Origin of the sequence: Nocardioides carbamazepini (genome assembly GCF_024614185.1) — a bacterium.
Taxonomy (GTDB): Bacteria; Actinomycetota; Actinomycetes; order Propionibacteriales; family Nocardioidaceae; genus Nocardioides; species Nocardioides carbamazepini.
The window spans coordinates 822,437-844,371 of record NZ_JAHTLF010000018.1 but is presented as its reverse complement, the minus strand read 5'-3'; the positions used below and the strand labels follow the sequence as shown (position 1 = coordinate 844,371).

Genomic DNA, 21,935 nt, shown 5'->3' with positions numbered 1-21,935 from the left:
TGTGGTTCGTGCGCGCCTCGTCAGTAGGATCGAGTTCGTTCCGCACCACATCCCCATCAGCTGGAGACGAGGCACTTCCATGGCAGAGCCGCAGGCCGTCCTGAAGACCAACAAGGGCGACATCACGCTCAACCTGTTCCCGAACCACGCGCCGGAGACGGTCGCCAACTTCACCGGCCTCGCCACGGGCGAGAAGGCCTACGACGCCGGCAACGGTGGGACTGGCCCGTTCTACGACGGCCTCACCTTCCACCGGGTCATCCCCGGCTTCATGATCCAGGGCGGCTGCCCGCTCGGCACCGGCACCGGCGGCCCCGGCTACACCTTCAAGGACGAGCCGCACCCCGAGCTGACCTTCGACAAGCCCTACCTGCTCGCCATGGCGAACGCCGGCCCGGGCACCAACGGCTCGCAGTTCTTCATCACCGTCGGGGCGACCACGTGGCTGAACTTCAAGCACACGATCTTCGGCGAGGTCGCCGACCAGGCGGGCCGTGACGTCGTCGACGCCATCGCGGCCGTGCAGACCGGCCGCAACGACGCGCCGGCCGAGCCGGTCGTGATCGAGTCCGTCGAGATCGTCGGCTGACCCTTCCCCCATGAGCACCCCTCCGGTCGGAGTGCCGACCTGCTACCGGCACTCCGACCGTGAGACCTGGATCCGCTGCCAGCGCTGCGAGCGCCCGATCTGCCCCGACTGCATGCGCGACGCGGCCGTCGGCTTCCAGTGCCCCGACTGCATCGCCGAGGGCAACCGTTCCGTGCGGCAGGCGAAGACGGCGTACGGCGGCCGGATCACGGGCAATCCCGGCGTCGTCTCCATCGCGCTGATCGGCATCAACGTCGTCGTCTGGGTCGCGATCATGGCGTCCGGCCGCTACGGCAGCCGGCTCTACGAGCTGTTCGCGCTCGCGGCCCGGGGGGCCTGCCGCGAGAGCAACGGCGGGTGGTACCCGTTCGTGGACAAGGCGTCGTGTCAGTCCGGCACCACCGCCCACTGGGCCGCCGGCGTCAGCGACGGCGCCCCCTGGCAGCTGCTCACCTCGATGTTCACGCATGTCGGGCCGCTGCACCTCGGCTTCAACATGCTCGCCCTGTGGGTGCTGGGCCCACAGCTGGAGTCCCTCTTCGGCCGCGGCCGCTACCTGGCCCTCTACCTGCTCTCCGGCCTCGCCGGATCCGTCGCCGTCTACTGGCTCTCCGGCGAGCAGACCACCACCGTGGGCGCCTCCGGCGCCGTCTTCGGCCTGATGGGCGCGCTCGTCGTGGTCGGCCTCAAGGTCGGCGGCAACGTGCAGAGCCTGCTGATGTGGATCGGCCTCAACGTCGTCCTCACATTCTCCCTCCCGAACGTCTCCTGGCAGGGTCACTTCGGCGGCCTGGTCGGTGGGGCCGCCATCGCCGCGGTGCTCGTCTTCGCCCCCAAGGAGCGGCGTACGGCGCTCCAGGTGGCCGGCCTCACGGCGATCGGCGCCGCGCTCGTCGTCGCCACGGTGCTGCGCACCGTCGTGCTCAGCTGAGCCGGTTATCCCCAGGGTTCTCCACCGCTGTGGACGAATCACACCGGTGTGTTTTGCCGGGGCGGCCGGGTGAGTTACACCGCGGTAGTTCTCCCCAGCTGTGGACAAGCCTGGGGAAAACGAGCGCCGCGCCGGGGACCACGGTGGGTCCGCCGGCGCGGCGTCGTACGGAAGGTCTCGGTGAGGCCTACTCCCAGCGGGTGGCGAAGGCGAAGCCGACGGCCATGAACGCGATGCCGACGAAGAGGTTCTTCTGGCCCAGGTCGCTCATGATCGGGATGGTCTTGGGGTCGTCGCCGGTGAGGAAGATGTAGAAGATGCAGATCCAGATCAGGCCGATGATGAAGCAGGCCAGCATCCCGACCACGACGCCACGGCCGCGGCCGAGTGGGGTCTTGGGGTGGGCGGAGATCATCAGGCCGAGGAAGAACGCGATGAACCCGATCAGGTAGTTCTTCCCCTCGAGATCCGCGAGGAACGATGGGCCGCCGGGCTGGCGGACCTTGCCGTCGGAGCCGATGCTGCCGAAGCCGTCGGTCGGCCGGACGCCGAAGTAGTAGTACAGGATCCAGGCGATGCCGCCGAGGACGAGCACCAGGGCGAGGGCGAACCGGATGCTCATGACGGGGCCACGATCCGGGTCGCCGAAGACTTCGCGCTCCTTGCGCTTCGACAGGCGGGACGACTTCGCCACGGGTGGCTCCTCGGTCGGTTTCAGGGGTCGAGCGCGCCCGGTGGGGGCGTTCGACAGTGGTGGTGGACACTGTCAGTATGACGGGTACCCATGCCGGAGGTACGACAGGCCGCCGACCCGAGGCGGCCCGGCGCTCACTCGCCTGGCGGGTGGGCACCCCTGCCGTCGTCCTCCTCAGCGGTGCGCTGCTCGCGGTCTCGGCCACCAACAGCGAGGGTTCCGACCTCCGCCCGGGCCGCTACACCGACCTGTCCGGACTGGTCGAGGGCGAGGCCGCGGACTACCGGAAGGTGGAGGCCCGCTACCAGAACCTCTCCGACCAGGTCGACCGGCTGACCGGTGCGGTCAGTGACCGCGGGGTCCGCGACGCACGACGTGAGATCGCGAAGCTGCGCGACCCCGCGGGGATGACGCCGCGCACCGGGCCGGGACTGCAGATCACGCTGTCCGACGCGCCCGAGGAGCTGCTCGACGAGGCGGTCGAGCGCAACAAGGGCCTCGACCCCGAGCAGCGGCTCAACCTCAACCGGTTCGTGGTGCACCAGCAGGACATCCAGGCGGTCGTCAACGCGCTGTGGATGGGCGGCGCGAGCGCCGTGACCATCGCGGGCCAGCGGGTCATCTCGACCACCGGGATCCGCTGCAAGGGTCCGGTCGTCCAGCTCCAGGGCGAGCCGTTCCCCCAGCCGTACGTCATCGAGGCGGTCGGTGACCCGAGCGAGCTGTACGGCTCGGTCGCCGCCGACCCGATCGTCGCCGGCTACCGCAAGGACGCCGACAACCCGCTCATCGAGATGGGCTGGTCGCTCGACTTCGAGGACCGGATCGAGGCGCCGGCGTACGACGGTGTGGTCGACCTGCAGTACGCCCGGCCGCTGGGCTGAGGAGCGGACGCCGTGAGGCGTCGGCAAGGAAGGTCGCCCGTCACCGGAGTGAGCTGTTGGGGTTGACTCGTCACATCTGACCCGTTGAACCGTCACTTCCGTCCATCGCCGGTGGCAACTGGATCCCGAAGTGACGACTCGACCGGTCAGATCCGCCGACTCAACGGGTCAGATGTGACGACTCAACGAACCGGGCTGCTCGACGAGCTCGGACGGACCCTCCCCAGCGGGTTGAGCGGGTCGGTGCCGTTGGCGACCTCCTGGCCGTCGCTGACCCCGTCGCCGTCGGTGTCGGGGTTGGTCGGGTCGGTGCCCCGGGCGGCCTCGTCGTCGTCAGGCAGCCCGTCGCCGTCGGTGTCGGTGGGCGGCGGTGCCGGCTCGTAGACCGAGACGAAGATGACGACGTTCGAGCCCGCGGCGAGGGTGCCCTCGGCAGGGATCTGCTCGGTGACCCGGCCCTTCTTCTGGCTGGCGTCGTCCGCCGGTGCGTTGCGGACCACGGGCACGAACCCGGCCTCCTTGATCGCCCGCTCCGCGTCGGCCTGCTTCATGCCGACCACGCTCGGGACGGTCTCGGGGCCGTCGGACACGCACAGCTCGACCGTGGCTTCCTTGTCGACCATGGTGTTGCCGGGCGGGTTCTGCTCGACGACGGTGCCCTTCTCGTCGTCGGTGTCGCACTCCCGCTCGGTGATGCTGCGCCGGGTGATCCCGGCCCCGACCAGGGTGTCGATCGCCTCCTTGCGCTTGAGCTCGACGACCGACGGCAGGGAGAACTGGCCCGGGCCGAGCGAGACGACCAGGTTGACCTTCGACTCCGGGGACACGTAGTCGTCCCCGTCGGGATCCTGGTCGACGACCTCGCCGGCGGGGATCTCGTCGTCGTTGCGCACGCTGACGGTGCCGACCTCGAGGCCGGCGTCGCCGATCGCGTTGCGGGCGTCGTCCTCGCTCATCCGGATCACGCTGGGCACCCGCACCGGGGCTGGCGTGTTGTCGAAGAGCCGGGGCCACACGATGTAGGCCGTCGCGATGATCGCCGCGATGAGCAGGCCGAGCACCACCCACAGCCCGACCCGGCTGCGCCGGCCGTCGTCGCGACTCGGCGGCAGCGGCGGGCGTACGGCGGTCCCGGCGTGGTCGGCGTGCTCGGCCGGCGCCGGCGGGCGTGGGGTGACCACGGACGTCTCGCTGGTCACGGGCAGCACGGCCTGGACCGGCCGCCCGGCGAGGTAGCGCTCGATGTCCGCGCGCATCTGCGCGGCCGACTGGTAGCGGTCCTCGACCCGCTTGGCCAGCGCCTTCATCACGATGGCGTCGACCTCGGGCGTGAGGTCGTCCTCGTGCCGCGACGGGGGTACGGCGGGCTCGCGGACGTGCTGGTAGGCGACCGCCACGGGGGAGTCGCCGACGAACGGCGGCCTGCCGGTGAGCAGCTCGTAGAGCAGGCAGCCGGCGGAGTAGACGTCGGAGCGGGAGTCGACGGTCTCGCCGCGGGCCTGCTCCGGGGAGAGGTACTGGGCGGTGCCGACCACGGCCGCGGTCTGGGTCATCGACGACTGGGCGTCGCTCATCGCGCGGGCGATGCCGAAGTCCATCACCTTCACGTCGCCCGACGGCGTGAGCATGACGTTGCCGGGCTTGATGTCGCGGTGGATGATCCCGGCGCGGTGGCTGTAGTCGAGTGCCGACAGCACGCCGCTGGTGATCTCCAGGGCCCGCTCGGGCAGGATCTTGCGGCCCTGGCGCAGGATGTCGCGCAGGGTCTGCCCGGCGACGTACTCCATCACGATGTAGGGGACGACCTCGGTGCTGCCGTCGAGATGGGTGGTGCGCTCCTCGCCGGTGTCGTAGACGGCGACGATCGCCGGGTGGTTGAGCGACGCGGACGACTGGGCCTCGCGGCGGAAGCGGGCCTGGAAGGTGGTGTCGCTGGCCAGGTCGCTGCGCAGCCGCTTGACCGCGACGACCCGGCCGAGCCGGGTGTCGGTGCCCTTGCGGACCTCGGCCATGCCGCCGCGGCCGAGGAGCTCGGCGAGCTCGTAGCGCCCGCCCACGACGGGGCGGGTCGCGCCGGGATCGTGTGGAGGAGTGGTCACTGGGCACCCCCGGTGAGGTCGGTGGGAGCGGTGGGCAGGGTGATCGGGTCGGTCGGTGTCGTCGGCTCGGTCGGCTCGGTGGTCGGCTCCTCGGGCTCGGGGCCCCAGAAGTAGACGACGATCGCGTCGCCGACGTTGAGCGTGCCGTTGCGGGAGAACTTCGACACGGTCTCCTCGTCGCAGCCGTCGTTGTTGGGCCGAGGGTCCTGCTCCCAGGTGACCTTGAGGCCGTCCGCCTTCAGGTCGGCGACGGCGTCGCGGTAGTTGCTGAAGCAGGTGTACTGCTCCTGGTCGACCTCGACCGTCTCCGGCGCCTCCGTGGTGGGCTCCGTCTCTGGCTCGGTGGTCGGCTCGGTGTCCTCCGTGGACTCCGTGGTGGTCTCGGTCGTCGGTGTCGACCGGGTGGTCCCGGTCTCGACCGGGTCGTCGTCGCCGTCGCCGCCGAGCAGCAGGATCGCCGCGACCACGGCGATCGCGACGACCAGGAGGACGGCGATCGCGATCGGCCAGGGCGAGGTGCGCCCGTCGTCCCCGTCGTCCCCGTTGTCGCCGCCGTCACGGCGGCCGTCGCCGGCGTACGCCGAGGGGCTGTCCAGGCGCCGCATCGGCTCGGCGGCCGCGGTGCTGGAGGTGGCCGGGCCGGGCGTGGGGACCGGCACGGGCGGCACCACGCCGGTCAGCACCCGGGTCTGGCCGTCGTCGGCACCGTCCGGCTCGTCCGCGGCGGTGGCCGCGGCGACCTCGGGCGAGCGCAGCGCCTCGGCGAAGGCGGCGCCGTCGGCGTACCGCTCGGCGGGGTCCTTCGCGAGCGCGCGCCGGACCACCGCGGCCAGCGGCCCGGGGACGCTCGGCGGCAGCTGCGGCACCGGCTGCTGGAGGTGGGCGAGCGCGGTCGCGATCGGCGTCTCGGCCTCGAACGGGCGGCGCCCGGCCAGGCACTCGAAGGCGACGACGCCCAGGGAGTAGACGTCGGAGGCGGGGGTCGACGGGTTGCCGCGGGCCTGCTCTGGGCTGAGGTACTGCGGCGTGCCCATCACCGAGCCGGTGCGGGTGAGCGCGACCGAGTCGAGCGCCCGGGCGATGCCGAAGTCGGTGATCTTGACCGTGCGGTCGGAGGTGACGAGCAGGTTGGCGGGCTTGACGTCGCGGTGCACGATGCCGGCCCGGTGCGCGACGGCCAGGGCGTCGGCGGCCTGGGCCATCAGGTCCTGCACGACGCCGGTGTCGAGGGTGCGCCCGCTGACGCGGGCGTTGGAGAGGAGGGTGGACAGTGGCTGGCCGTCGACCAGCTCCATCACCAGGTAGGGCGGCAGGTCACCGGCGTCGTCGTGGCCGGCGCCGTAGTCGTAGACACCGGCGATCCCGGGGTGGTGCAGGGCGGCGGCGCTGCGCGCCTCGCCCTCGAAGCGGCTGCGGAACATCGGGTCGTCGGCGTACTCGGGCTTGAGGACCTTGACCGCGACGGGCCGGTTCAGCCGGGTGTCGGTCCCGCGCCACACCACCCCCATGCCGCCGGTGGCGATCATGGAGTCGAGGCGATAGCGACCGGCCCGGTCGGCGTACCTGCTCTGCTCGGTCACTTCGGCATCACTTCTTCAGCACCGCTTCCATCACTGCCTTCGCGATCGGACCACCGAGCTGGCCGCCCGCGATCTCGCTGCACGCCCGGTCGGGCGCCTCTTCGATCATGACTGCCACCGCCACCTCGGCGTCCTGGGCGGGCGCGAACGAGACGAACCAGGCGTACGGCGGCTTGCCGCCCGCGTTGCACACGGTGTCGCCGCGCTGCGCGGTGCCGGTCTTGCCGGCCACGCTCACGCCGGGGATCGCGGCGGGCGAGGCGGTGCCGTCGGTGACGGTGGAGACGAGCAGCTCGGTGAGCTCGCCGGCGGTCTCGGCCGACACGGCGCTCTCGTTGAGAACCTCCGGCTCGGTCGTGCGCAGCACGTTGAACCCGGCCGTCTGCACCTTGTCGACGAGATAGGGCCGCATCAGCTTGCCCTGGTTGGCGATCGCGGCGGTGACCATCGCCATCTGCAGCGGCGTCGACTGGACGGTGTTCTGGCCGATGCCGGTCTGCGCCGTCTCGGCGAGGCTGAGCTCGCGGGTGCCGCCGCCTCCGTCGTCTTGGTCCTCGGGGACGTCGACGCCGGTCGGGTAGACCGACTGGACCTGGCCCTGCAGGTCGAGCAGGGAGGTGCTGTTGAAGCCGAACGCCTCGGCCTGCTCGCGCATCTTCTCCGGGCCGACGTCGACCGCGAGGCGCGCGAAGGTCGTGTTGCACGACCACTCCATCGCCGTCGCGAAGGTGACCTTCGCGGGGCTGCACTGGCCGCGCCCGTCGTTGCCGATCTGGTGGGACGTGCCGGGCGGCTGGTAGCTCGCGCCGGCGGGGACGTCGTCGCCCGAGTGGTACTTCCCGGACTCGATGGCCGCTGCCGCCGTCACCAGCTTGAAGGTCGAGCCGGGGAACAGCCGGGTCCGCAGCGCCCGGTTGAGCAGCGGCTCCCGCTCGTCGGCGTCGAGTGCCTGGTAGGCCTCGGACGCCGCCGCGGAGTCGTGGGTGGCCAGCTCGTTGGGGTCGTACGACGGATAGGACGCCATCGCGAGGATCCGGCCGGTCTTCGGCTGGATGGCCACGACCGAGCCCTCGCCCTGGGGGCCGAGGGTGTCGCGCAGGCCCTCGAACGCGGCCTTCTGCGCGTCGGGGTCCACGGTGAGCACGACATTGCCGCCCTGGGCGGTGTCGCCCTTGAGCAGGTCGACGAGCCGGGTGACGAACAGCTGCGGGTCCTCACCGGTGAGCACGGCGTTCTGGCTGCGCTCGATGCCGGTCTGGCTGCCGAGCTGGAGGTAGCCGGTGATCGGCGCGAACATCCGGGCGCCGGACTCCGGGTAGACGCGGAGGTACTTGTAGCGGTCGTCGGACTTCTTGCTCTCCGCGACCGGCTTGTCGCCGACCAGGATCTGGCCGCGCTCGCGGCTGTAGGACGCCTCCGCGACGCGGGCGTTGCGCGGGTCGGTGTTGTAGTCGTCGGACTTCCAGAACTGCACGTAGGTCACGTTCGCCATCAGGGCGAGGAACAGGAACATGCAGAAGATCGAGACGGCGCGGATCGGCTTGTTCATCGCTCAGCTCACCGCCACTCCGGCATGACCTTGACGACCTGGGTGGCCTGGTCGTCGGGATCCGCGGCGTCGTCGGCCGCGAGGTCGGGCAACGGTCGCCGGGCCTGGTCGGAGATGCGCAGCAAGATGGCGATGATCACCCAGTTCGCGACGAGGGAGGAGCCACCGTAGGAGAGGAACGGTGTGGTGAGGCCGGTGAGCGGGATCAGCCGGGTGACCCCGCCGATGACGACGAAGACCTGGAGCGCGAAGACCGCGGCGAGGCCGGTCGCGACCAGCTTGCCGAAGCCGTCGCGGGAGATCAGCGCCGCGCGCAGCGCCCGCTCGACGACCAGGCCGTAGAGCAGCAGCACCGCCATCACGGCGGTCAGGCCGAGCTCCTCGCCGATCGCGGCGAGGATGAAGTCGGACTCGACGTACGGCACCCGCTGGGGCATGCCCTCGCCCAGACCGCGGCCGACCAGGCCGCCCCAGGCGAAGCCGTAGAGCGCCTGGACCAGCTGGTAGCCGCTGCTGTCGGCGTCGGCGAACGGGTCGAGCCAGATGTCCACGCGACTCTGCACGTGACTGAAGATCCGGAACGCGACCGCCGCGCCGCCGAAGAACAGCAGGGCGCCGACGACCAGCCAGCCCGGGCGCTCGGTCGCGACGTAGAGCATGACCAGGAAGAGGCCGAAGAACAGCAGGCTTGAGCCGAGGTCACGCTGCAGCACCAGGATGCCGAGGCTGACGACCCACATCATCAGGATCGGCCCGAGGTCGCGGCCGCGCGGCAGGTCGACGAACACCACCCGCCGGCCGGCCAGGGCCAGCGCGTCACGGTGCACGACGAGATAGCCGGCGAAGGTGATGACGAGCAGCATCTTCGCGATCTCGCCGGGCTGGAAGCTGAACGGGCCGAGCGAGATCCAGATCCGGGCGCCGTTGATCTGCGTCCCGAGGCCCGGGATCATCGGCAGGATCAGCAGCGCGATCGCCGTCAGTCCCGAGGTGTAGGTGAACCGGGCGAGCAGCCGGTGGTCGGGCAGCACGATCAGCGTCCCGACGAAGAGCACGACGCCCAGCGTCATCCAGGTCAGCTGCTGGCTGGCCAGGCCGGTGTCCTTGGCCAGGTCGATCCGGTGGATGATCGCCAGGCCCAGGCCGTTGAGAGCAGCCACGACCGGCAGCAGCACCGGGTCGGCGTACGGCGCGACGATGCGGACCGCGACGTGGGCCGCGACGACGAGGAGGGTCAGCCAGCCGCCGTACCCGATCAGGTTCGTGGGCACCTCGCCGTCGACGCCCAGGCCGACGGCGGCGTAGGCGCCGATGCCGACGATCAGGGCGAGGACGAGCAGGAAGAGCTCCGCGCCCCGCCGGCGGCGGTGCACGAATCCCATCAGCGCGGAGTTGGTGGCCATGGCTGGTCGTCCGCCCCTCAGGTGCCGCTCGGGGCGGTCACGGTCGGGGTGGGGGCCGTCGACGGGGCGAACGGCGAGGCGGAGTCGTCGGTGGTGGGCTCGGTGGTGGGTGCGGTGGTCGGGTCCGTCGGCGTGGTGGGCGTCGTGTCGTCCTCGGACTGGCGGCCGTTGGCGCCGATCCGGGTGATCGCGTCGCGGGCCCGCTCGACGGTGCTGTAGATCATCGCGCCGTCGCGCACCTCCTCCTGGGTGGACTCCTGGAGGTCCGCGACCGCGAGGTCGGAGACCTCGTAGACGTGGGAGAGACCGGGTACGTCGACGCCGCGGTAGATGACCACGAAGCCGTCCTGCTCGCCGACGTAGTACTTCTGCTGGCTCCACCAGTACCCCGTGCCGACCGCGATCCAGGCGATGCCGAGCACGATCGCGGCCGCCAGCAGGCGGCGGGCCCAGGCGAAGCGCGGCGGTGGCTGGGGGGCGTAGCGCAGCGCCTCGGGATCGAGGATCGGGTCCTCGGGGATGGCGTGGCCGACGCCCGCCGGGATCTCGGCGGTGACCGGCTCGAGCTCGCCCGTGTCGCCCGAGCGGTGCGCGCGGAACAGGTGGCGGGTCCGGCGCCGGCTCAGGTCGGCCGCCGCGCCCACGACCATCGGGTCGGCCGGCGTGCGCCCGGCCGGCTCGCCGACGTCGACGACATCGGCGACCACGCAGGTCACGTTGTCGGAGCTGCCGGCGTCGAGGCTCGCCCGGACCAGCTCGATCGAGGTGAACTCCGGCGTGCCGTCGACCAGCAGCGTGGTGATCCGGTCGTCCTCGAGTACGCCGCACGCGCCGTCGCTGCACAGGAACAGCCGGTCGCCGGGGGCCAGCTCCAGGGCGAACAGGTCCGGCTCGACGTCGTGCAGGCCGTCGAGCGCCTTGAGGATCAGGTTGCGGTGCGGGTGGACCCGCGCCTCGGCCGCGGTGATCCGGCCCTCGTCGATCAGGCTCTGCACGAAGGTGTGGTCGTTGGTCAGCTGCGACAGCTCGCCGTCGCGCAGGAGGTAGGCCCGCGAGTCGCCGACATGGCCCACCGCCAGCCGCTGCCCGTCGAACAGCGCGACCGTGGCCGTCGTACTGGTGCCGTTGAGAGCGGGGTCGTGGTCGACCTGGGTCCCGATCGACACGTGCGCCTGGTGGAGGCCGTCGTTGACCCGGTCGATCACGTCCGTCGGGCCCGGCGGCTCGTCGAGCCGGCGGAGCTCGCTGATCGCCGTACCGGAGGCGATGTCGCCGCGCGCCGCGCCGCCCACGCCGTCGCACACGGCGAGCAGCCAGGGGCCGGAGTAGCCGGAGTCCTGGTTGTCCTTGCGCACCCGGCCCACGTCGGAGACGGCGTACCCGTCGAGCCGCAGCTGTGGTGCCCGCAGGCGCACGTCGACCGTGTCGGGCTGGGGGTCGGGCGGGGGCTCGGCCTGCGGGTCGATCGGCGGATCGATCTGTGGGTCGATCGGGTCGGGCGGCGGCGGTGGCGTGCTGGGGGCGTCGGTCATCTACTTCCTCAGCTCCACGATCGTCTTCCCGACGCGGATCTGCGAGCCGAGGCCGACCGGCACCGGCTGGGTGAGCCGCTGGCTGCCGAGGTAGGTGCCGTTGGTGGAGCCGAGGTCCTCGACGTACCACTGCCCGCCGGACTCGACGATCCGCGCGTGCCTCGTGGAGACGTAGTCGTCGTCGAGACGGATGGCGGCGTCGTTGCCCCGGCCGATGAGGACCGGCGCCTGCGAGAGGTCGGCCACGATGCCGGTGTTGACGCCCTGGACCACCTCGACCCGGGTGGGCTGGCCGCGACGGGGACTCGACGGCTTCGGTGCGCGCGGCTGCTTGCCGGGGGCGGCCGGTGCCGGTACGCGGGCGCCGAACATGTCGGAGCGGATCACCGAGATCGCGGAGAGCACGAAGATCCACAGGATCGCGAGATAGGCGATCCGGACGAGGAACAGGGTCAGCTCAGACATCCCCCACCACCTGACTTGTCTCCTGGAGCAGTCGGAGGACGAGGGACGTGTGGCCGATCTGCACCCGGGAGCCGTCGCGCAGAGCCGCCCGCGCGACCTTCTGCCCGTCGACACGGATGCCGTTGGTCGATCCCATGTCGTGCACCTCGACGTGGACGGGACCCGCTCCCGTCGTACCGGGCTGGGTGGTGATGAGGAACTCGGCGTGCCGCCGGCTCACTCCGGGGTCGTTGATCCGCAGGTCGGCCTCGCTGCCGCGGCCCACGACCAGCCCGGGCGCCTGCAGCGGGTGCTCGGTGCCGTTGACCTCGAGCACCGCCCGCGTGCGCTGGCTGCTGCCGCGCCGGCTCTGCCCGGTCACCTCCGCCTCGGCGTGGCTGCGGACCCGGAACCGACCGGTCCCCAGGTCGTCCGCCGACTCGAACACGATCCGGATCGGGCCGGGGAAGACGTACGACTGCAGCTCCGCGTGCTCGGTCAGCTGGGTGGTCAGCTCGGTCGCCAGCGCCGTGTCGTACGGCGCCAGCCGCTCCAGGTCGCCGTCGGACAGCTCGACCACGAAGCTGTTGGGCACCAGCCGCCGCTGCCGGGACAGCACCTGCGCCTGGTTGTCGAGCTCGCGCTGCAGCGCGGCCGCGACCTCCACCGGCTGGACGGCACTGCGGAAGGTGCGCGCGAACACGCCGGAGATCGCCTGCTCGAGGCGCTGCTCGAACCGCTGCAGTCCTCCCACGTCGCTGCCCTCCTTCCGCATGCCTCACTGGCCGGACCCCTGCCCGACGATCCCCACGATCGTATCGGTGGCGCCCTGCCCCACCCGGGACCTTCGCTCCCCGCTCGCCTGCCTCCCGGCGAGGCGGCTCACCGCCGCACCCCCCGTTTTGGGCGAGCGCCGAGGGCTGGGATAACCTTGGCGGGCTTCACGCGCGAGTGGCGGAATAGGCAGACGCGCACGGTTCAGGTCCGTGTGTCCGAAAGGACGTGGGGGTTCAACTCCCCCCTCGCGCACAGTGAAGGATTCGGCCCCTGATCAGCGGAAACGCAGATCAGGGGCCGAAGCCATTTCGGCCCGTGTCCACACGTGTCCACATCTGGATCCGTCGGACCCCTGCGACACCATCCCGTGAGCAGGAAGGGACAGCACGATGCCGACACCCAGGAAGCGCACACTCAAGGGCGGGAAGACCTCCTGGCAGGTCCGGTTCTACCTCGGTACCAACCTGAAGACCGGCAAGCCGAAGCAGACCTCCGAGAGCTTCCCCACCGAGCGTGAGGCCGAGCGATTCTCGAACTGGGTCTCCGCCATCGGCCCGCAGGCCGCGCTCGACAAGCTGTACGACGGCGAGGAGGTCGTCGTCGTACCCACCCTCGACGAGATCGCCGCCGACCACATCCGCCTCCTCACCGGCATCGAGGACGGCACCAGGCTCGGCTACGAGCGACTCTGGAAGCGGTCCTTCGGCCACCTGATCGGCCAGACCCGCGCCGACCAGCTCTCCGCTGACGTCGTACGCCAGGCCGTGAACGACCTCGCCGCTGGCAAGGGCGCCACCGGCGAGCAGTACTCCACGAAGAGCCTCGAGAACCAGCGTGGTCTGCTCGCCGGCGTCGTCGACCGCTGCATCGAGCTCGGCCACCTCACCCGCAACCCGGCCAAGGGCGTCCGGCTGCCCGAGGGTCGCCGTGTGGCCGTCGACGCTGAGGACGACGAGGACGACGGCGAGATGGTCTGCTTGACCCACGAGGAGTGGGACGTCCTCTACGACAGCATCGCGGTCCACTACCAGCCGTTCCTCCGGTTCCTCGCCGGCACCGGCTGCCGGTGGGGCGAGGCCGTCGTCCTGCGTCGCCGAGACCTCGACCTCGGCGCCCGCACAGTGAAGATCCGCCGGGCCCTGAAATGGTCCAGCGACGGCAACCGTGTGATCGGCCCACCGAAGACCAAGAAGGGCAAGCGGACCATCGCGCTCCCGGCCGAGGTCGTCGAAGATCTCCGCCCCCTCCTCGACGGCAAGGCCGCCAGCGACCTCGTGTTCACGGCGCCGCGGGGCGGGATGATCGCGCACCGAACGTTCTGGTCGAAGAACTGGCGCCCGGCGATCTGGCGGGCCCAGCACTGCTCAAAGCACACCGACCCGGCCTGCCGCTGCGGAACCGGCGAGCCGCATCGCTGCAAGGTCCACGACGTCGTGCCGCCCCCGTGCGGGTGCGCCGGCACCCTCGTCCAGACGCCACGGATCCACGACGTCCGCCACACTCACGCCTCCTGGCTGCTCGCCAACGGCACGCCGATCCACGTCGTCCAGGCGCGCCTCGGCCACGAGTCCATCCAGACGACCGTCGACACCTACTCCCACCTGCTGCCCGACGCCCAGCTGCTCGCGGCCGAGGCCGCCTCGCTGGCGTTCGCGAGACAGCAGGGGAGTGGCATCTGGCTCTCCCGGGTCGAGTCGCTCCCAGACGAGGTGCTGCGGCAGCTCGCCGCAGCGCTGACGGTCGAGGCCGAGAAGCGTGGCGTCGACCTCGGCCCGCTGGCGATCCCCGCGGCAGGTGCTGCCTAGCGCACTCGGCGCGCAGCCGCTGTGCGACCCATCAGAAGATGCGAAGGTCCCACATGTTCGCGACCGACTCCAGCGCCGCATCGTTGAGCTGGAGGCCGCGCTCGTCTTTGATCTCGACCTGGGTGCCTTCGAAGATGGCCCAGCACTCCCATTGTGACGAAATCCGGCTCATGTACCGGATTCCCGAGTACGTGGACGTGCCGTCGGGCTCCGTGGCAGTGAAGGCGTAGTCGGCGATGGCACGGCTCAGGCGTCGGTCCTGGTTGCAGACGTCGCTGATGTCGATGCCAGCCTTGTAGCCGAGGGCGACCAACTCTGGCGCGAGAACATCGCTGAGGTGGGCGTGTGTGGTGGGGTGTTCAACGTCGAGGAAGGGGAGGGGGTCGACCAGCGCCAGTTCCCCCATGACCCGCTGCAGCCGCCAATCTTGAGGGACCCCGCCCACGACCATGAAGCCCGGGTCGTTCTCTTTCAGCAACTCACGGATGACGGGCGTCGGGCGGAACCGGGAGAGCGTCTCGGCGTAGCAGGCATCCGGCGACGTGCCGGCGTAGAGCACGCCGCCGCCGACCACGTCGAACCGGTTGCCGGCCCTCGGTAGTGCCGCGTCTACGGGATTGATGGTGGAGAACCGACAGAGCCCGCCCCGACGAGCGATCCTCAGGACCGTGTCGGGCGGTGTGGCGGTAGCGGGCTCTGCCGGCATAGGTCAGCCTCCTGCGAGGAAGGCGCGGGCTGCGGCCAGCGTCTCCCGGTTCAGTCCGTCACGTAGTGCCTCCGCGGGGGAGAGGTCGTCCAGTTGCGGATTGCTGCCCATGAACCAGGCGCGGATCGTCGAGTCCGCTTCCTGTCCTTCGAGCATCTGGATGACCTGGTACGTAATCCTGAGTGGCAGGAGAGCCGCCTCTCCTGCGTCTTGGCCGCTCTTCCAGCGGGAGATGGTTGAGACGTTTCTAGTCACGATGAACGCGACAAGCTTGGCGCCCAACTTGGTGGTGAGGGCCTCGACGAGGTCCGTCTGACTCACGATGATGGACTGCCGGTGAGCCGTAGTCCTTGCCTGGCCTGTCGATGCGGTGCGAGTCACATCAAAGGTCCTTCCAAATAGGTCGACCGACGCCAGATTTTGTCCTTGCTCTTGCTGCTCTTCCGAGAGATGTTGCGGTGGTGGGTGGGGCGCCGATGCGACAGGGTGTGGGTACATCACGTGCAAACCTACACGCGAATCTCGTGCATTTCACGTGAATTTGCTGTTCGTCACGTGCTAGGTGGTTCCGTTGCCCACCATGAGGCCTGACCAAACCACGGTCCCCAGCTAGCTCGCACGGGCGCTGGCCCGGCGCACGAGGTCCCGTGCGTCGGGCTCCAAGGCGCTGCCGACGTACCACCGGACGCGCGCCTCGGGTAGCTTCAGGAGCGCTGCGGCGGTGTGCCAGTTCTCGGCCAGGCCGAACGCCCAGATCAGAGTGGTGATGGGCATCGCCCGACGTGCTGCCTCACGGTCGACCCAGCGCTCCCGGCGGATGTCGGTGTGTCCGGCCTCGTCGCCGTCGTCGGCATGCACGAGCTCGTGCCAGAGGTGCCATCGCTCCTCGTCGAGATCCAGGCCGGTGCGTACGACGACCGCCCGGTCGTGGTGGTAGTAGCGGGCCGCCTCGGCGATACGGTCACGGACCAGGATGAGGTCGGCGCGGGCCGCGAGCGCGATCCAGGGGCTAGGGACCAGGCTCCTCGAGCTGCTCCACCCGCTCGGACAGTTCTCGGAGGCCAGCCTCCAGAGCTGCGAACCGGGCGTCGCTGCCAGCTGCAACCGCGTCCACGCGTTCGACGAGACTCTGCTGGCCGACGTCCACTCGCTCTGCAAGGTGACGTTGTCCGGTAACCAGCTGGTCGAGGGCGGCGGACATGGACGTGATCGCCCGCAACACCTCGGCATCCTGTTTCCCACCCTCGACCTGCTCACTGACCGACGAACTGACGTACTGCTGGTGAGCCTGCACCGAACCTCCGACGAATCCTTCTGTCGCGGTCGGATCAAGTTGCAGTGTGAGGACCTTCCACGCAGTCCCTGCGGGCCACTGGAAGCCCTTGTCGACCTTGTCGAGGGTGCTCTTTGGCCGGACGCTCGTCCAGGTGCCGTCCTCGATCGCCTTGATGATCGGCTTCGACGGCCCTCCCCGCCGAGCAACCACGTCCTGGGAGTCGCCGCTCTGGTGGCGCCAGCGCTTGAAGACGTCACAGAAGAAGCGGAAGTCGTACTGCGCGGGGGTACTGGGCATGAGGCAACGCTCCCAAAAATCTTTGGCAAACCTTGGCCCATCTTGGCAAACCACAAACATGCAAGTCACGGGCGGTTTCTAGTCACAGCTGTGTAGTTCCGCAGGTCAGAAGAAGTTTGCAGCAGATGTAGCGAAGTTGTAGCGAAAGTTTGCCGCACCTTGTACGTTCCTCTGCATGGCAACGACCTACCAGCAGCAGCGAGACCGGCGGACACCTCCCCACGTCGCCTTGGCTGACCTGCGGTTCGTGAGCGGCAAGACCCTCGACGAGGTCTGCGTCGCCGCATCCGAGGTCCTCGACAAGCCGCTGACCCGAGGAGCGCTGTCCGCGATCGAGAACGGCCTCCGCGGCCCCTCGGCCCGCGTCCTCGCGGCTCTCGAGGTGGCGTACGGCCTGAGGACCGGCGCGCTGGTCACCAACTACGAGCCACGGACACGGGTGGCGTGATGGCCGACAACTCCGCAGCTGTGACGGGCGAGATCGACGAGGTCGAGACGATCTACCAGACCGCCGCCCGGTTCCGGTGCAGCCCGCGCAAGGTCGCCGACGTCGCCAAGGCGAACAACATCGGGATGAACCTCAAGGGTCGCGCGGGCTGGCGGTTCACCGCAGCCGACCGCGCGCGCCTCCAGCTCGCGATGCGGCCGGCCCCGCCCGAGCCGGTCCAGCGGCGACGGAAGCGCAGGCGGTCGGCGTGAGCGCCCCGGCTCCCGCTCTCCGGATCCTCGCCGCGGTCGCTGGCGGCGCGATGTTGGTCGGCCGCCCCCGTGGGGTCGTGCACGTCTACTCCGGCGCGCTGACCCGCTCCGGGCGCGCTGTGCCCGCGGCTGCCCGGCCGGTGTGCGGCGTCCGTACCCGACGGCTCCGGGTGCTGGTCACCCCCGAGACCCGTGACCGGCTCGTCGGTCACGCCACGGTCACCCCGGCCGGCGACCTGGCGGGCAGGAACCGCCGGTTCTGCCGGACGTGTGTCGCCGTGCTCCCGGCCCGTCTGGGGGGCGGGTCGGGAGCACTGGTGACCCGGGACGACTGGGTGGCGGCGTACAGCGACCTCACCGTCGTCGACTTCGGTCTCGCGACGGCGTGGGCCCGGACTGTCGAGGAGACCCATCAGCTCTCGACCGTCCTGAGCCAGGTCCACGGCCCCAAGCCGGCCAGGCCGGCCAAGTACCGGACGCCCGCCGAGGAGGAGCTGGTCGCGGCGTACGACGCCGTAAACGTCCGCCGGCGGCACCTGACCGTGGCGGCGATGACCGACGACGAACGCGCCGCGGTTCAGGCCGTGCGGGACACCGAGATGTTCAACCGCCGCCTCACCGAGCGGCAGCGCCGCAAGGCGATCGCGGTCGAGAACGCCCAGGAACGCGCCCGCTCCGGCGGCTACATCACGCCCCGCGACCGGGAGCTCCTCGGCGCCTGATCCCAGACACCCCTGAACAAGCAGCGGCGTCCCCGACCCGAACGCCTGGAAGCCACCGGTCGGAGACGCCACCAACACGAAGGAGTATCCCAGATGGCACACGGAATCACCCTCAAGCTGCGGGCGATCCAGCCCGCGGCGCCGACGTCGCTGAGTACCCGGATCGTCGGTGTGCCGCCGTTCCACAGCGTCCTCGGCACCACGCTGACCGGCCCGTCCCGGGACCGGTCCCTGCCGGGCAAGGCCCGCCGCCTGGCCCGGAAGGCTGCGAACGCTGGCGGTGCTCGGTGAGCGACATCCTGATGAGTCTGCTCGCCCTCGCCTGGGCGGCGCGCTATCTGATCGCGGTCGTCGTCTTCCTCGCCCTGGTCGCCCGGTTGGTCGACCTGGCCCGCCAGCGCGACCGAGCGCGGAAGGCGGCCAACGCGCTGATCATTCGCAACGCGGAGCTCGCTGCCGAGACCACCCGGCTGCGTGCCGAGGTTCACGCCGTGCAGCGTCGCTACGAGGGCAGGGCCCCGATGCTCCGTGGGCCGGTGGTGAACCGATGAGCCGCGTCGACCAGATGACCTGCCGTCTCGCCGCTTCCCGGCTGTCGCAGGCCACCAACCCCCGCCACAGGCAGGCCGCGGTGAACGACCGGTTCGCGCGGTTCGCCGCCGAGGTCGCGCAGGAGGCCGGCGTCGACGTCCTCAACGACATCGTCAAGACGGTCCGCCAGCACGCCGACCTGACCCGAGGGCGGGCGGCGTCATGAGCGCGTTCGACCTGCTCCGCGAGGCGGAGCCGCTGCTCGCCCGGATCGAGGCGATCGCCGCGACGAGGAACATCAACGCCAGCGCGAGCGACCGGGGTCTCGGGATCCACTTCGTCGACCGGTTCGACGCGAAGCGCGTCGCCCGCCACCTCGGCGGGATGTCGTCCTCGCACTACGACAGCGCCAACGGCGACGGCTTCACCACCTACGAGGGCCCTGCCTGGCCGACCGAGGACGCCACCGGTGACCCGTTCAACGTGTGCCTCTACGGGCCGCGGGACTCCGACCGGGCCCGCGCCATGGCCGAGACGGCGGTGTCGTGATGGCCGATCCTGTCGTCACCAGCTGCATCCGAAACGTCCGGGCCGCGGCGCTCGTGCTCGACCATGCCGAGAAGGCGGGCCTGCCCGACCCGATGAGCGTCGCGGTCGGGCGGGAGTACGACAACGAGATCTCCCGCAAGTCCCCGCGGATCCGTCTGCAGTTCAAGACAGCCGACGAGCTCCAGGCATGGGCCCAGCACCTCGACGTCGAGGTCACGTCGGTGTCGACCATCGCGTCCGGCTTCACGGGGAGGATCGCGTCGGTCTGGCACCACGACGCCGTCGCGGAGTGGCTGGACGTCCCCCTCGCGCTGTCCGCGGTCACCGAGCACCCGATCCGAGCGCTGGAGGCTGTCCGGTGAGCCTCGCTGTCATCGAGTGCCCGCCGAGCGACGCGACCCGGGCGGCGATCAACGAGGGATGGACCCGCTACGAGCAGGCCACGAAGTCCGAGGGCCGCAGCGACGAGTGGGACAACCGGGTCATCCTCACCGCGATCAAGGCGTTCGTCCGCCAGGGCCGCCCGTTCTCCGCGAATGACTTCCGCGACCTGCTTCCCGAGGTCCGCAAGTGCCTGATCTCGCGGCGGCTGATCGAGGCGCAGCGCGCCGGCTGGATCCGCCGCGTCGGGTTCACCCCCTCAACCCTCAAGTCCACGAAGAACGCGCTCGTGCGCGTCTACGCCCCCATCCCTGGAGCCCTCGATGACTGAGCGTCTCGCCACCGTCCCGATCGAGAAGATCCGGATCCACCCCGACAACCCCCGCATAGGTGCCGCTGCTGACGACGAGATGGTCGAGTCGCTCCGCACCCTCGGCCTGATCGACCGGCTGCTCCTCGTCCCCGACCCCGACAACGCGGACGACCCCGAGCACGGGCTCCTGATCGACGGCCACCGTCGCCTTGACGGCTGCCAGCGCGCCGGAATGACCCAGGTCGACGTCCGGTTCCGTGACGACCTGATCACCCAGGCCCAGCAGATCGAGGTCATGGCCATCACCGGCCTGCAGAAGAAGAACCTCTCGCCGGTCGAGGAGGCCCGGGCCTACGAGCAGCTCCAGCTCATCGGGTACGACGAGGCCGCGATCGCGCAGTCCCTCGGCTTCTCCCGCGCACGGGTGAAGCAGCGGATGCGGCTCACCGGGCTGTCGCAGAAGGCCCAGCACACCGTCCACCTCGGCCAGGCCACCCTCGGCGACGTCGAAGCGTTCACCGAGTTCGCCGACGACCCCGCCGCGCTGGCCCAGCTCGAGGAGCACATCGGGACCGACGACTACCGGATGAAGGTCAACCAGCTCCGCGCCAGGCGCGAGCGGATCGCGAAGTACGCCGCGATCGTCACCGCCTTCGAGGAGCAGGGCTACAAGCCGGTCAAGTCGCTGCTCGACAACGCCAACCTCGACGCCTGGCAGTGGCGGGGCACGCCCCTCTCCATCCCCGAGGGACACGACGGCTGCCTCGGCTACGTCGACTACGGCCCGGACTCGTACGCCGAGCCCCGTCTGATGTGCGAGGACCCGGCCCGCCACCGCGAGAGCGCCGACGTCGACCCTGCCGCCGAGGCTGCCGCCCAGGCCGAGCGGGAGGCCCAGGCCGCCGCCCACGCGCAGCGCCAGGAGGCCCTCGACGCGGCCCGGGCCGCGCGCCGCGACTGGCTGTTCGACCACTACGTCTCCCTGTTCCCGGTCAAGGGCAACGACAAGCTCATCGCCGCCATCCGCGCGAGCCTGCCGAGCTCGGAGACGTCGTGGCGGCTCTCGGCCCGCGAGGTCCTCACGGCGCTGGAGGTCGATCTCCCCGAGGACGTCCCGAGCCGTGGCGAGTACGCCCTCGTGGCGCCTGCGCTGGCTGAGGCCGCGACCCGTACGCCCGCGAAGGTCCTGCGCGGCTTCGCTCGCCTCACCGCCTCGGTCACGGCCGACCAGGTCGACGAGGAGCCGTCGGAGTTCGACGAGCCCGAGGCGCTCGCCGCCCAGCTCGCCATCTGGGCCTGGCTGAGCGAGGCCGGCTACCCGATGTCCACCGTCGACACCGAACTCCGCGACACGGCCCAGCAGCTCCTCAACGCCGCCAACGAGACCGACGAGGACACCTGCGATGACGAGGCCAGCGAGGTCAAGACGTGACGGGCACGACGCTGCTGCCCCGGACCTGCAACCGCGACGACTGCGACGCCCAGATCGTGCTCGCCCGTCGCGCCGACACCGGCCGCTGGGTGCCCTACGAGGCCGAGACCCGCGACGGCGACGCCAAGGCCGGCTGCCACGTCCTCATCGGCAACCAGGCATGGAGGCCCGGCGACCTGGCCGAGCACTGGCGCGTCCGGTTCCAACTCGGCTCGCTCGAGAAGGCCCGCGCCAGCGTCAACGAGTACCCGCACCACCGTCCGCACCTCCACCTCACCACCGCCAGTAGCACCGAAGGAGACACCCACCCGTGAGCACCCCACACATGCGCCCCGCGCTCGACGTCATGGCCGAGCTGCGCGCCGGCCGCCTCCACAACGAGATGACGGAGGGCCTGCACAGGCTGATCACCGAGGCCCTCCAGTCCGGCCGCAAGGGGACTCTCGTCCTCAAGCTCACCGTCGAGCCGAAGAAGGTCGGCGACTACGAGACCCCGCGCGTCGAGATCTCCGACCAGGTCGTCGTCACACCTCCGCGGCGAGTGTCCAACCCGTCGACCTTCTACGTCACCGAGGACGGCGCCCCCGTCCGCACCGACCCGAACCAGCAGGCGTTCAAGGGCGTCCGCGCCGTGCCCGACGGCGCGGAGGCCTCCGACGCCGGCGGGCTCCGCGACGGCCGCTCCGCCGCGGCCAACGACCGCTGATCCCGATCCCGACCCCCACACCCAACCGTTCAACAA

28 protein-coding genes and 1 tRNA gene are annotated in these 21,935 nt (G+C 70.6%); 17 read left to right on the top strand and 12 right to left on the bottom strand.

All coding sequences use genetic code 11. The features are described 5' to 3' along the window. Window positions 1-79: 79 nt before the first annotated feature. On the top strand, window positions 80-589 hold the full coding sequence (locus KVF89_RS22840) for a peptidylprolyl isomerase (RefSeq protein ID WP_257428857.1): 510 nt from the start codon (window positions 80-82) through the stop codon (window positions 587-589). Between the two features lie 10 nt (window positions 590-599). Then, the gene (locus tag KVF89_RS22835) at window positions 600-1,520 is read left to right on the top strand and encodes a rhomboid family intramembrane serine protease (protein ID WP_257428856.1); all 921 of its coding nucleotides are present in this window, start codon (window positions 600-602) and stop codon (window positions 1,518-1,520) included. Window positions 1,521-1,707: 187 nt separating this feature from the next. On the opposite strand, the gene KVF89_RS22830 is transcribed toward KVF89_RS22835, so the two are convergent. Then, window positions 1,708-2,214 (bottom strand): cell division protein CrgA, encoded by a 507-nt coding sequence (locus KVF89_RS22830; protein WP_257428855.1) that lies wholly within the window; start codon window positions 2,212-2,214, stop codon window positions 1,708-1,710. Window positions 2,215-2,291: 77 nt separating this feature from the next. Here KVF89_RS22830 and KVF89_RS22825 point away from each other — a divergent pair, with 77 nt between their 5' ends. Beyond that, window positions 2,292-3,098, top strand: coding sequence for a DUF881 domain-containing protein (locus KVF89_RS22825; RefSeq protein WP_257428854.1), 807 nt, complete (start codon window positions 2,292-2,294; stop codon window positions 3,096-3,098). 182 nt (window positions 3,099-3,280) lie between these two features. Here KVF89_RS22825 and pknB read toward each other — a convergent pair whose 3' ends face one another. From pknB to KVF89_RS22790, 7 genes are read right to left on the bottom strand one after another with little or no spacing between them, the layout of a single operon-like run. Continuing rightward, window positions 3,281-5,197, bottom strand: a complete 1,917-nt coding sequence (gene pknB / locus KVF89_RS22820; RefSeq protein WP_257428853.1) for a Stk1 family PASTA domain-containing Ser/Thr kinase — start codon at window positions 5,195-5,197, stop codon at window positions 3,281-3,283. Next, window positions 5,194-6,777, bottom strand: a complete 1,584-nt coding sequence (locus KVF89_RS22815; RefSeq protein WP_257428852.1) for a serine/threonine-protein kinase — start codon at window positions 6,775-6,777, stop codon at window positions 5,194-5,196. The genes pknB and KVF89_RS22815 overlap by 4 nt, the downstream gene beginning before the upstream one ends. 7 nt (window positions 6,778-6,784) lie before the next feature. Further along, window positions 6,785-8,326, bottom strand: coding sequence for a peptidoglycan D,D-transpeptidase FtsI family protein (locus KVF89_RS22810; RefSeq protein WP_257428851.1), 1,542 nt, complete (start codon window positions 8,324-8,326; stop codon window positions 6,785-6,787). Window positions 8,327-8,334: 8 nt separating this feature from the next. Continuing rightward, window positions 8,335-9,729 (bottom strand): FtsW/RodA/SpoVE family cell cycle protein, encoded by a 1,395-nt coding sequence (locus KVF89_RS22805; RefSeq protein WP_257428850.1) that lies wholly within the window; start codon window positions 9,727-9,729, stop codon window positions 8,335-8,337. A 17-nt stretch (window positions 9,730-9,746) separates the two neighbouring features. Next, the gene (locus KVF89_RS22800; protein ID WP_257428849.1) at window positions 9,747-11,261 is read right to left on the bottom strand and encodes a PP2C family protein-serine/threonine phosphatase; all 1,515 of its coding nucleotides are present in this window, start codon (window positions 11,259-11,261) and stop codon (window positions 9,747-9,749) included. Next, window positions 11,262-11,726, bottom strand: coding sequence for an FHA domain-containing protein FhaB/FipA (locus KVF89_RS22795; protein WP_257428848.1), 465 nt, complete (start codon window positions 11,724-11,726; stop codon window positions 11,262-11,264). After that, window positions 11,719-12,459 (bottom strand): FHA domain-containing protein, encoded by a 741-nt coding sequence (locus KVF89_RS22790; RefSeq protein WP_257428847.1) that lies wholly within the window; start codon window positions 12,457-12,459, stop codon window positions 11,719-11,721. The genes KVF89_RS22795 and KVF89_RS22790 overlap by 8 nt, the downstream gene beginning before the upstream one ends. A gap of 191 nt (window positions 12,460-12,650) precedes the next feature. Between KVF89_RS22790 and KVF89_RS22785 the strand changes: the two genes are divergently transcribed. Together KVF89_RS22785 and KVF89_RS22780 are read left to right on the top strand one after the other, a co-directional pair. Beyond that, a tRNA-Leu gene (locus KVF89_RS22785) sits at window positions 12,651-12,734 on the top strand. 137 nt (window positions 12,735-12,871) lie between these two features. Then, a complete protein-coding gene (locus KVF89_RS22780) occupies window positions 12,872-14,287 on the top strand; it encodes a tyrosine-type recombinase/integrase (RefSeq protein WP_257428846.1) in 1,416 nt (471 codons plus the stop codon). Window positions 14,288-14,318: 31 nt separating this feature from the next. Here KVF89_RS22780 and KVF89_RS22775 read toward each other — a convergent pair whose 3' ends face one another. From KVF89_RS22775 to KVF89_RS22760, 4 genes are all read right to left on the bottom strand, one after another. Further along, on the bottom strand, window positions 14,319-14,993 hold the full coding sequence (locus tag KVF89_RS22775) for an RES family NAD+ phosphorylase (RefSeq protein ID WP_257428845.1): 675 nt from the start codon (window positions 14,991-14,993) through the stop codon (window positions 14,319-14,321). A gap of 3 nt (window positions 14,994-14,996) precedes the next feature. After that, entirely contained in the window at window positions 14,997-15,314 is a 318-nt protein-coding gene (locus KVF89_RS22770; RefSeq protein ID WP_257428844.1) for a hypothetical protein, read from the bottom strand. Between the two features lie 288 nt (window positions 15,315-15,602). After that, window positions 15,603-16,097, bottom strand: a complete 495-nt coding sequence (locus tag KVF89_RS22765; RefSeq protein WP_257428843.1) for a hypothetical protein — start codon at window positions 16,095-16,097, stop codon at window positions 15,603-15,605. Beyond that, the gene (locus KVF89_RS22760) at window positions 16,003-16,566 is read right to left on the bottom strand and encodes a hypothetical protein (protein WP_257428842.1); all 564 of its coding nucleotides are present in this window, start codon (window positions 16,564-16,566) and stop codon (window positions 16,003-16,005) included. Before KVF89_RS22760 ends, KVF89_RS22765 begins: the two co-directional genes overlap by 95 nt. A gap of 175 nt (window positions 16,567-16,741) precedes the next feature. Here KVF89_RS22760 and KVF89_RS22755 point away from each other — a divergent pair, with 175 nt between their 5' ends. From KVF89_RS22755 to KVF89_RS22700, 12 genes are all read left to right on the top strand, one after another. Next, the gene (locus KVF89_RS22755) at window positions 16,742-17,014 is read left to right on the top strand and encodes a helix-turn-helix domain-containing protein (RefSeq protein ID WP_257428841.1); all 273 of its coding nucleotides are present in this window, start codon (window positions 16,742-16,744) and stop codon (window positions 17,012-17,014) included. Further along, window positions 17,014-17,265: a hypothetical protein gene (locus KVF89_RS22750; RefSeq protein WP_257428840.1), complete on the top strand. Its 252-nt coding sequence runs from the start codon at window positions 17,014-17,016 to the stop codon at window positions 17,263-17,265. The genes KVF89_RS22755 and KVF89_RS22750 overlap by 1 nt, the downstream gene beginning before the upstream one ends. Continuing rightward, window positions 17,262-17,987 (top strand): hypothetical protein, encoded by a 726-nt coding sequence (locus tag KVF89_RS22745; RefSeq protein WP_257428839.1) that lies wholly within the window; start codon window positions 17,262-17,264, stop codon window positions 17,985-17,987. The genes KVF89_RS22750 and KVF89_RS22745 overlap by 4 nt, the downstream gene beginning before the upstream one ends. A gap of 93 nt (window positions 17,988-18,080) precedes the next feature. Further along, window positions 18,081-18,278, top strand: coding sequence for a hypothetical protein (locus tag KVF89_RS22740; RefSeq protein WP_257428838.1), 198 nt, complete (start codon window positions 18,081-18,083; stop codon window positions 18,276-18,278). Then, window positions 18,275-18,538, top strand: a complete 264-nt coding sequence (locus KVF89_RS22735) for a hypothetical protein (protein ID WP_257428837.1) — start codon at window positions 18,275-18,277, stop codon at window positions 18,536-18,538. The genes KVF89_RS22740 and KVF89_RS22735 overlap by 4 nt, the downstream gene beginning before the upstream one ends. Then, entirely contained in the window at window positions 18,535-18,744 is a 210-nt protein-coding gene (locus tag KVF89_RS22730) for a hypothetical protein (protein ID WP_257428836.1), read from the top strand. Before KVF89_RS22735 ends, KVF89_RS22730 begins: the two co-directional genes overlap by 4 nt. Beyond that, the gene (locus tag KVF89_RS22725; RefSeq protein WP_257428835.1) at window positions 18,741-19,067 is read left to right on the top strand and encodes a hypothetical protein; all 327 of its coding nucleotides are present in this window, start codon (window positions 18,741-18,743) and stop codon (window positions 19,065-19,067) included. Before KVF89_RS22730 ends, KVF89_RS22725 begins: the two co-directional genes overlap by 4 nt. Further along, entirely contained in the window at window positions 19,067-19,429 is a 363-nt protein-coding gene (locus KVF89_RS22720) for a hypothetical protein (RefSeq protein ID WP_257428834.1), read from the top strand. The genes KVF89_RS22725 and KVF89_RS22720 overlap by 1 nt, the downstream gene beginning before the upstream one ends. Continuing rightward, window positions 19,426-19,779 (top strand): hypothetical protein, encoded by a 354-nt coding sequence (locus KVF89_RS22715; RefSeq protein ID WP_257428833.1) that lies wholly within the window; start codon window positions 19,426-19,428, stop codon window positions 19,777-19,779. The genes KVF89_RS22720 and KVF89_RS22715 overlap by 4 nt, the downstream gene beginning before the upstream one ends. Further along, window positions 19,772-21,193, top strand: coding sequence for a ParB/RepB/Spo0J family partition protein (locus tag KVF89_RS22710; RefSeq protein WP_257428832.1), 1,422 nt, complete (start codon window positions 19,772-19,774; stop codon window positions 21,191-21,193). The genes KVF89_RS22715 and KVF89_RS22710 overlap by 8 nt, the downstream gene beginning before the upstream one ends. Further along, the gene (locus KVF89_RS22705; protein ID WP_257428831.1) at window positions 21,190-21,507 is read left to right on the top strand and encodes a hypothetical protein; all 318 of its coding nucleotides are present in this window, start codon (window positions 21,190-21,192) and stop codon (window positions 21,505-21,507) included. The genes KVF89_RS22710 and KVF89_RS22705 overlap by 4 nt, the downstream gene beginning before the upstream one ends. Beyond that, on the top strand, window positions 21,504-21,899 hold the full coding sequence (locus tag KVF89_RS22700) for a YfdP family phage-associated protein (protein WP_257428830.1): 396 nt from the start codon (window positions 21,504-21,506) through the stop codon (window positions 21,897-21,899). Before KVF89_RS22705 ends, KVF89_RS22700 begins: the two co-directional genes overlap by 4 nt. The last annotated feature ends 36 nt before the right edge of the window (window positions 21,900-21,935 follow it).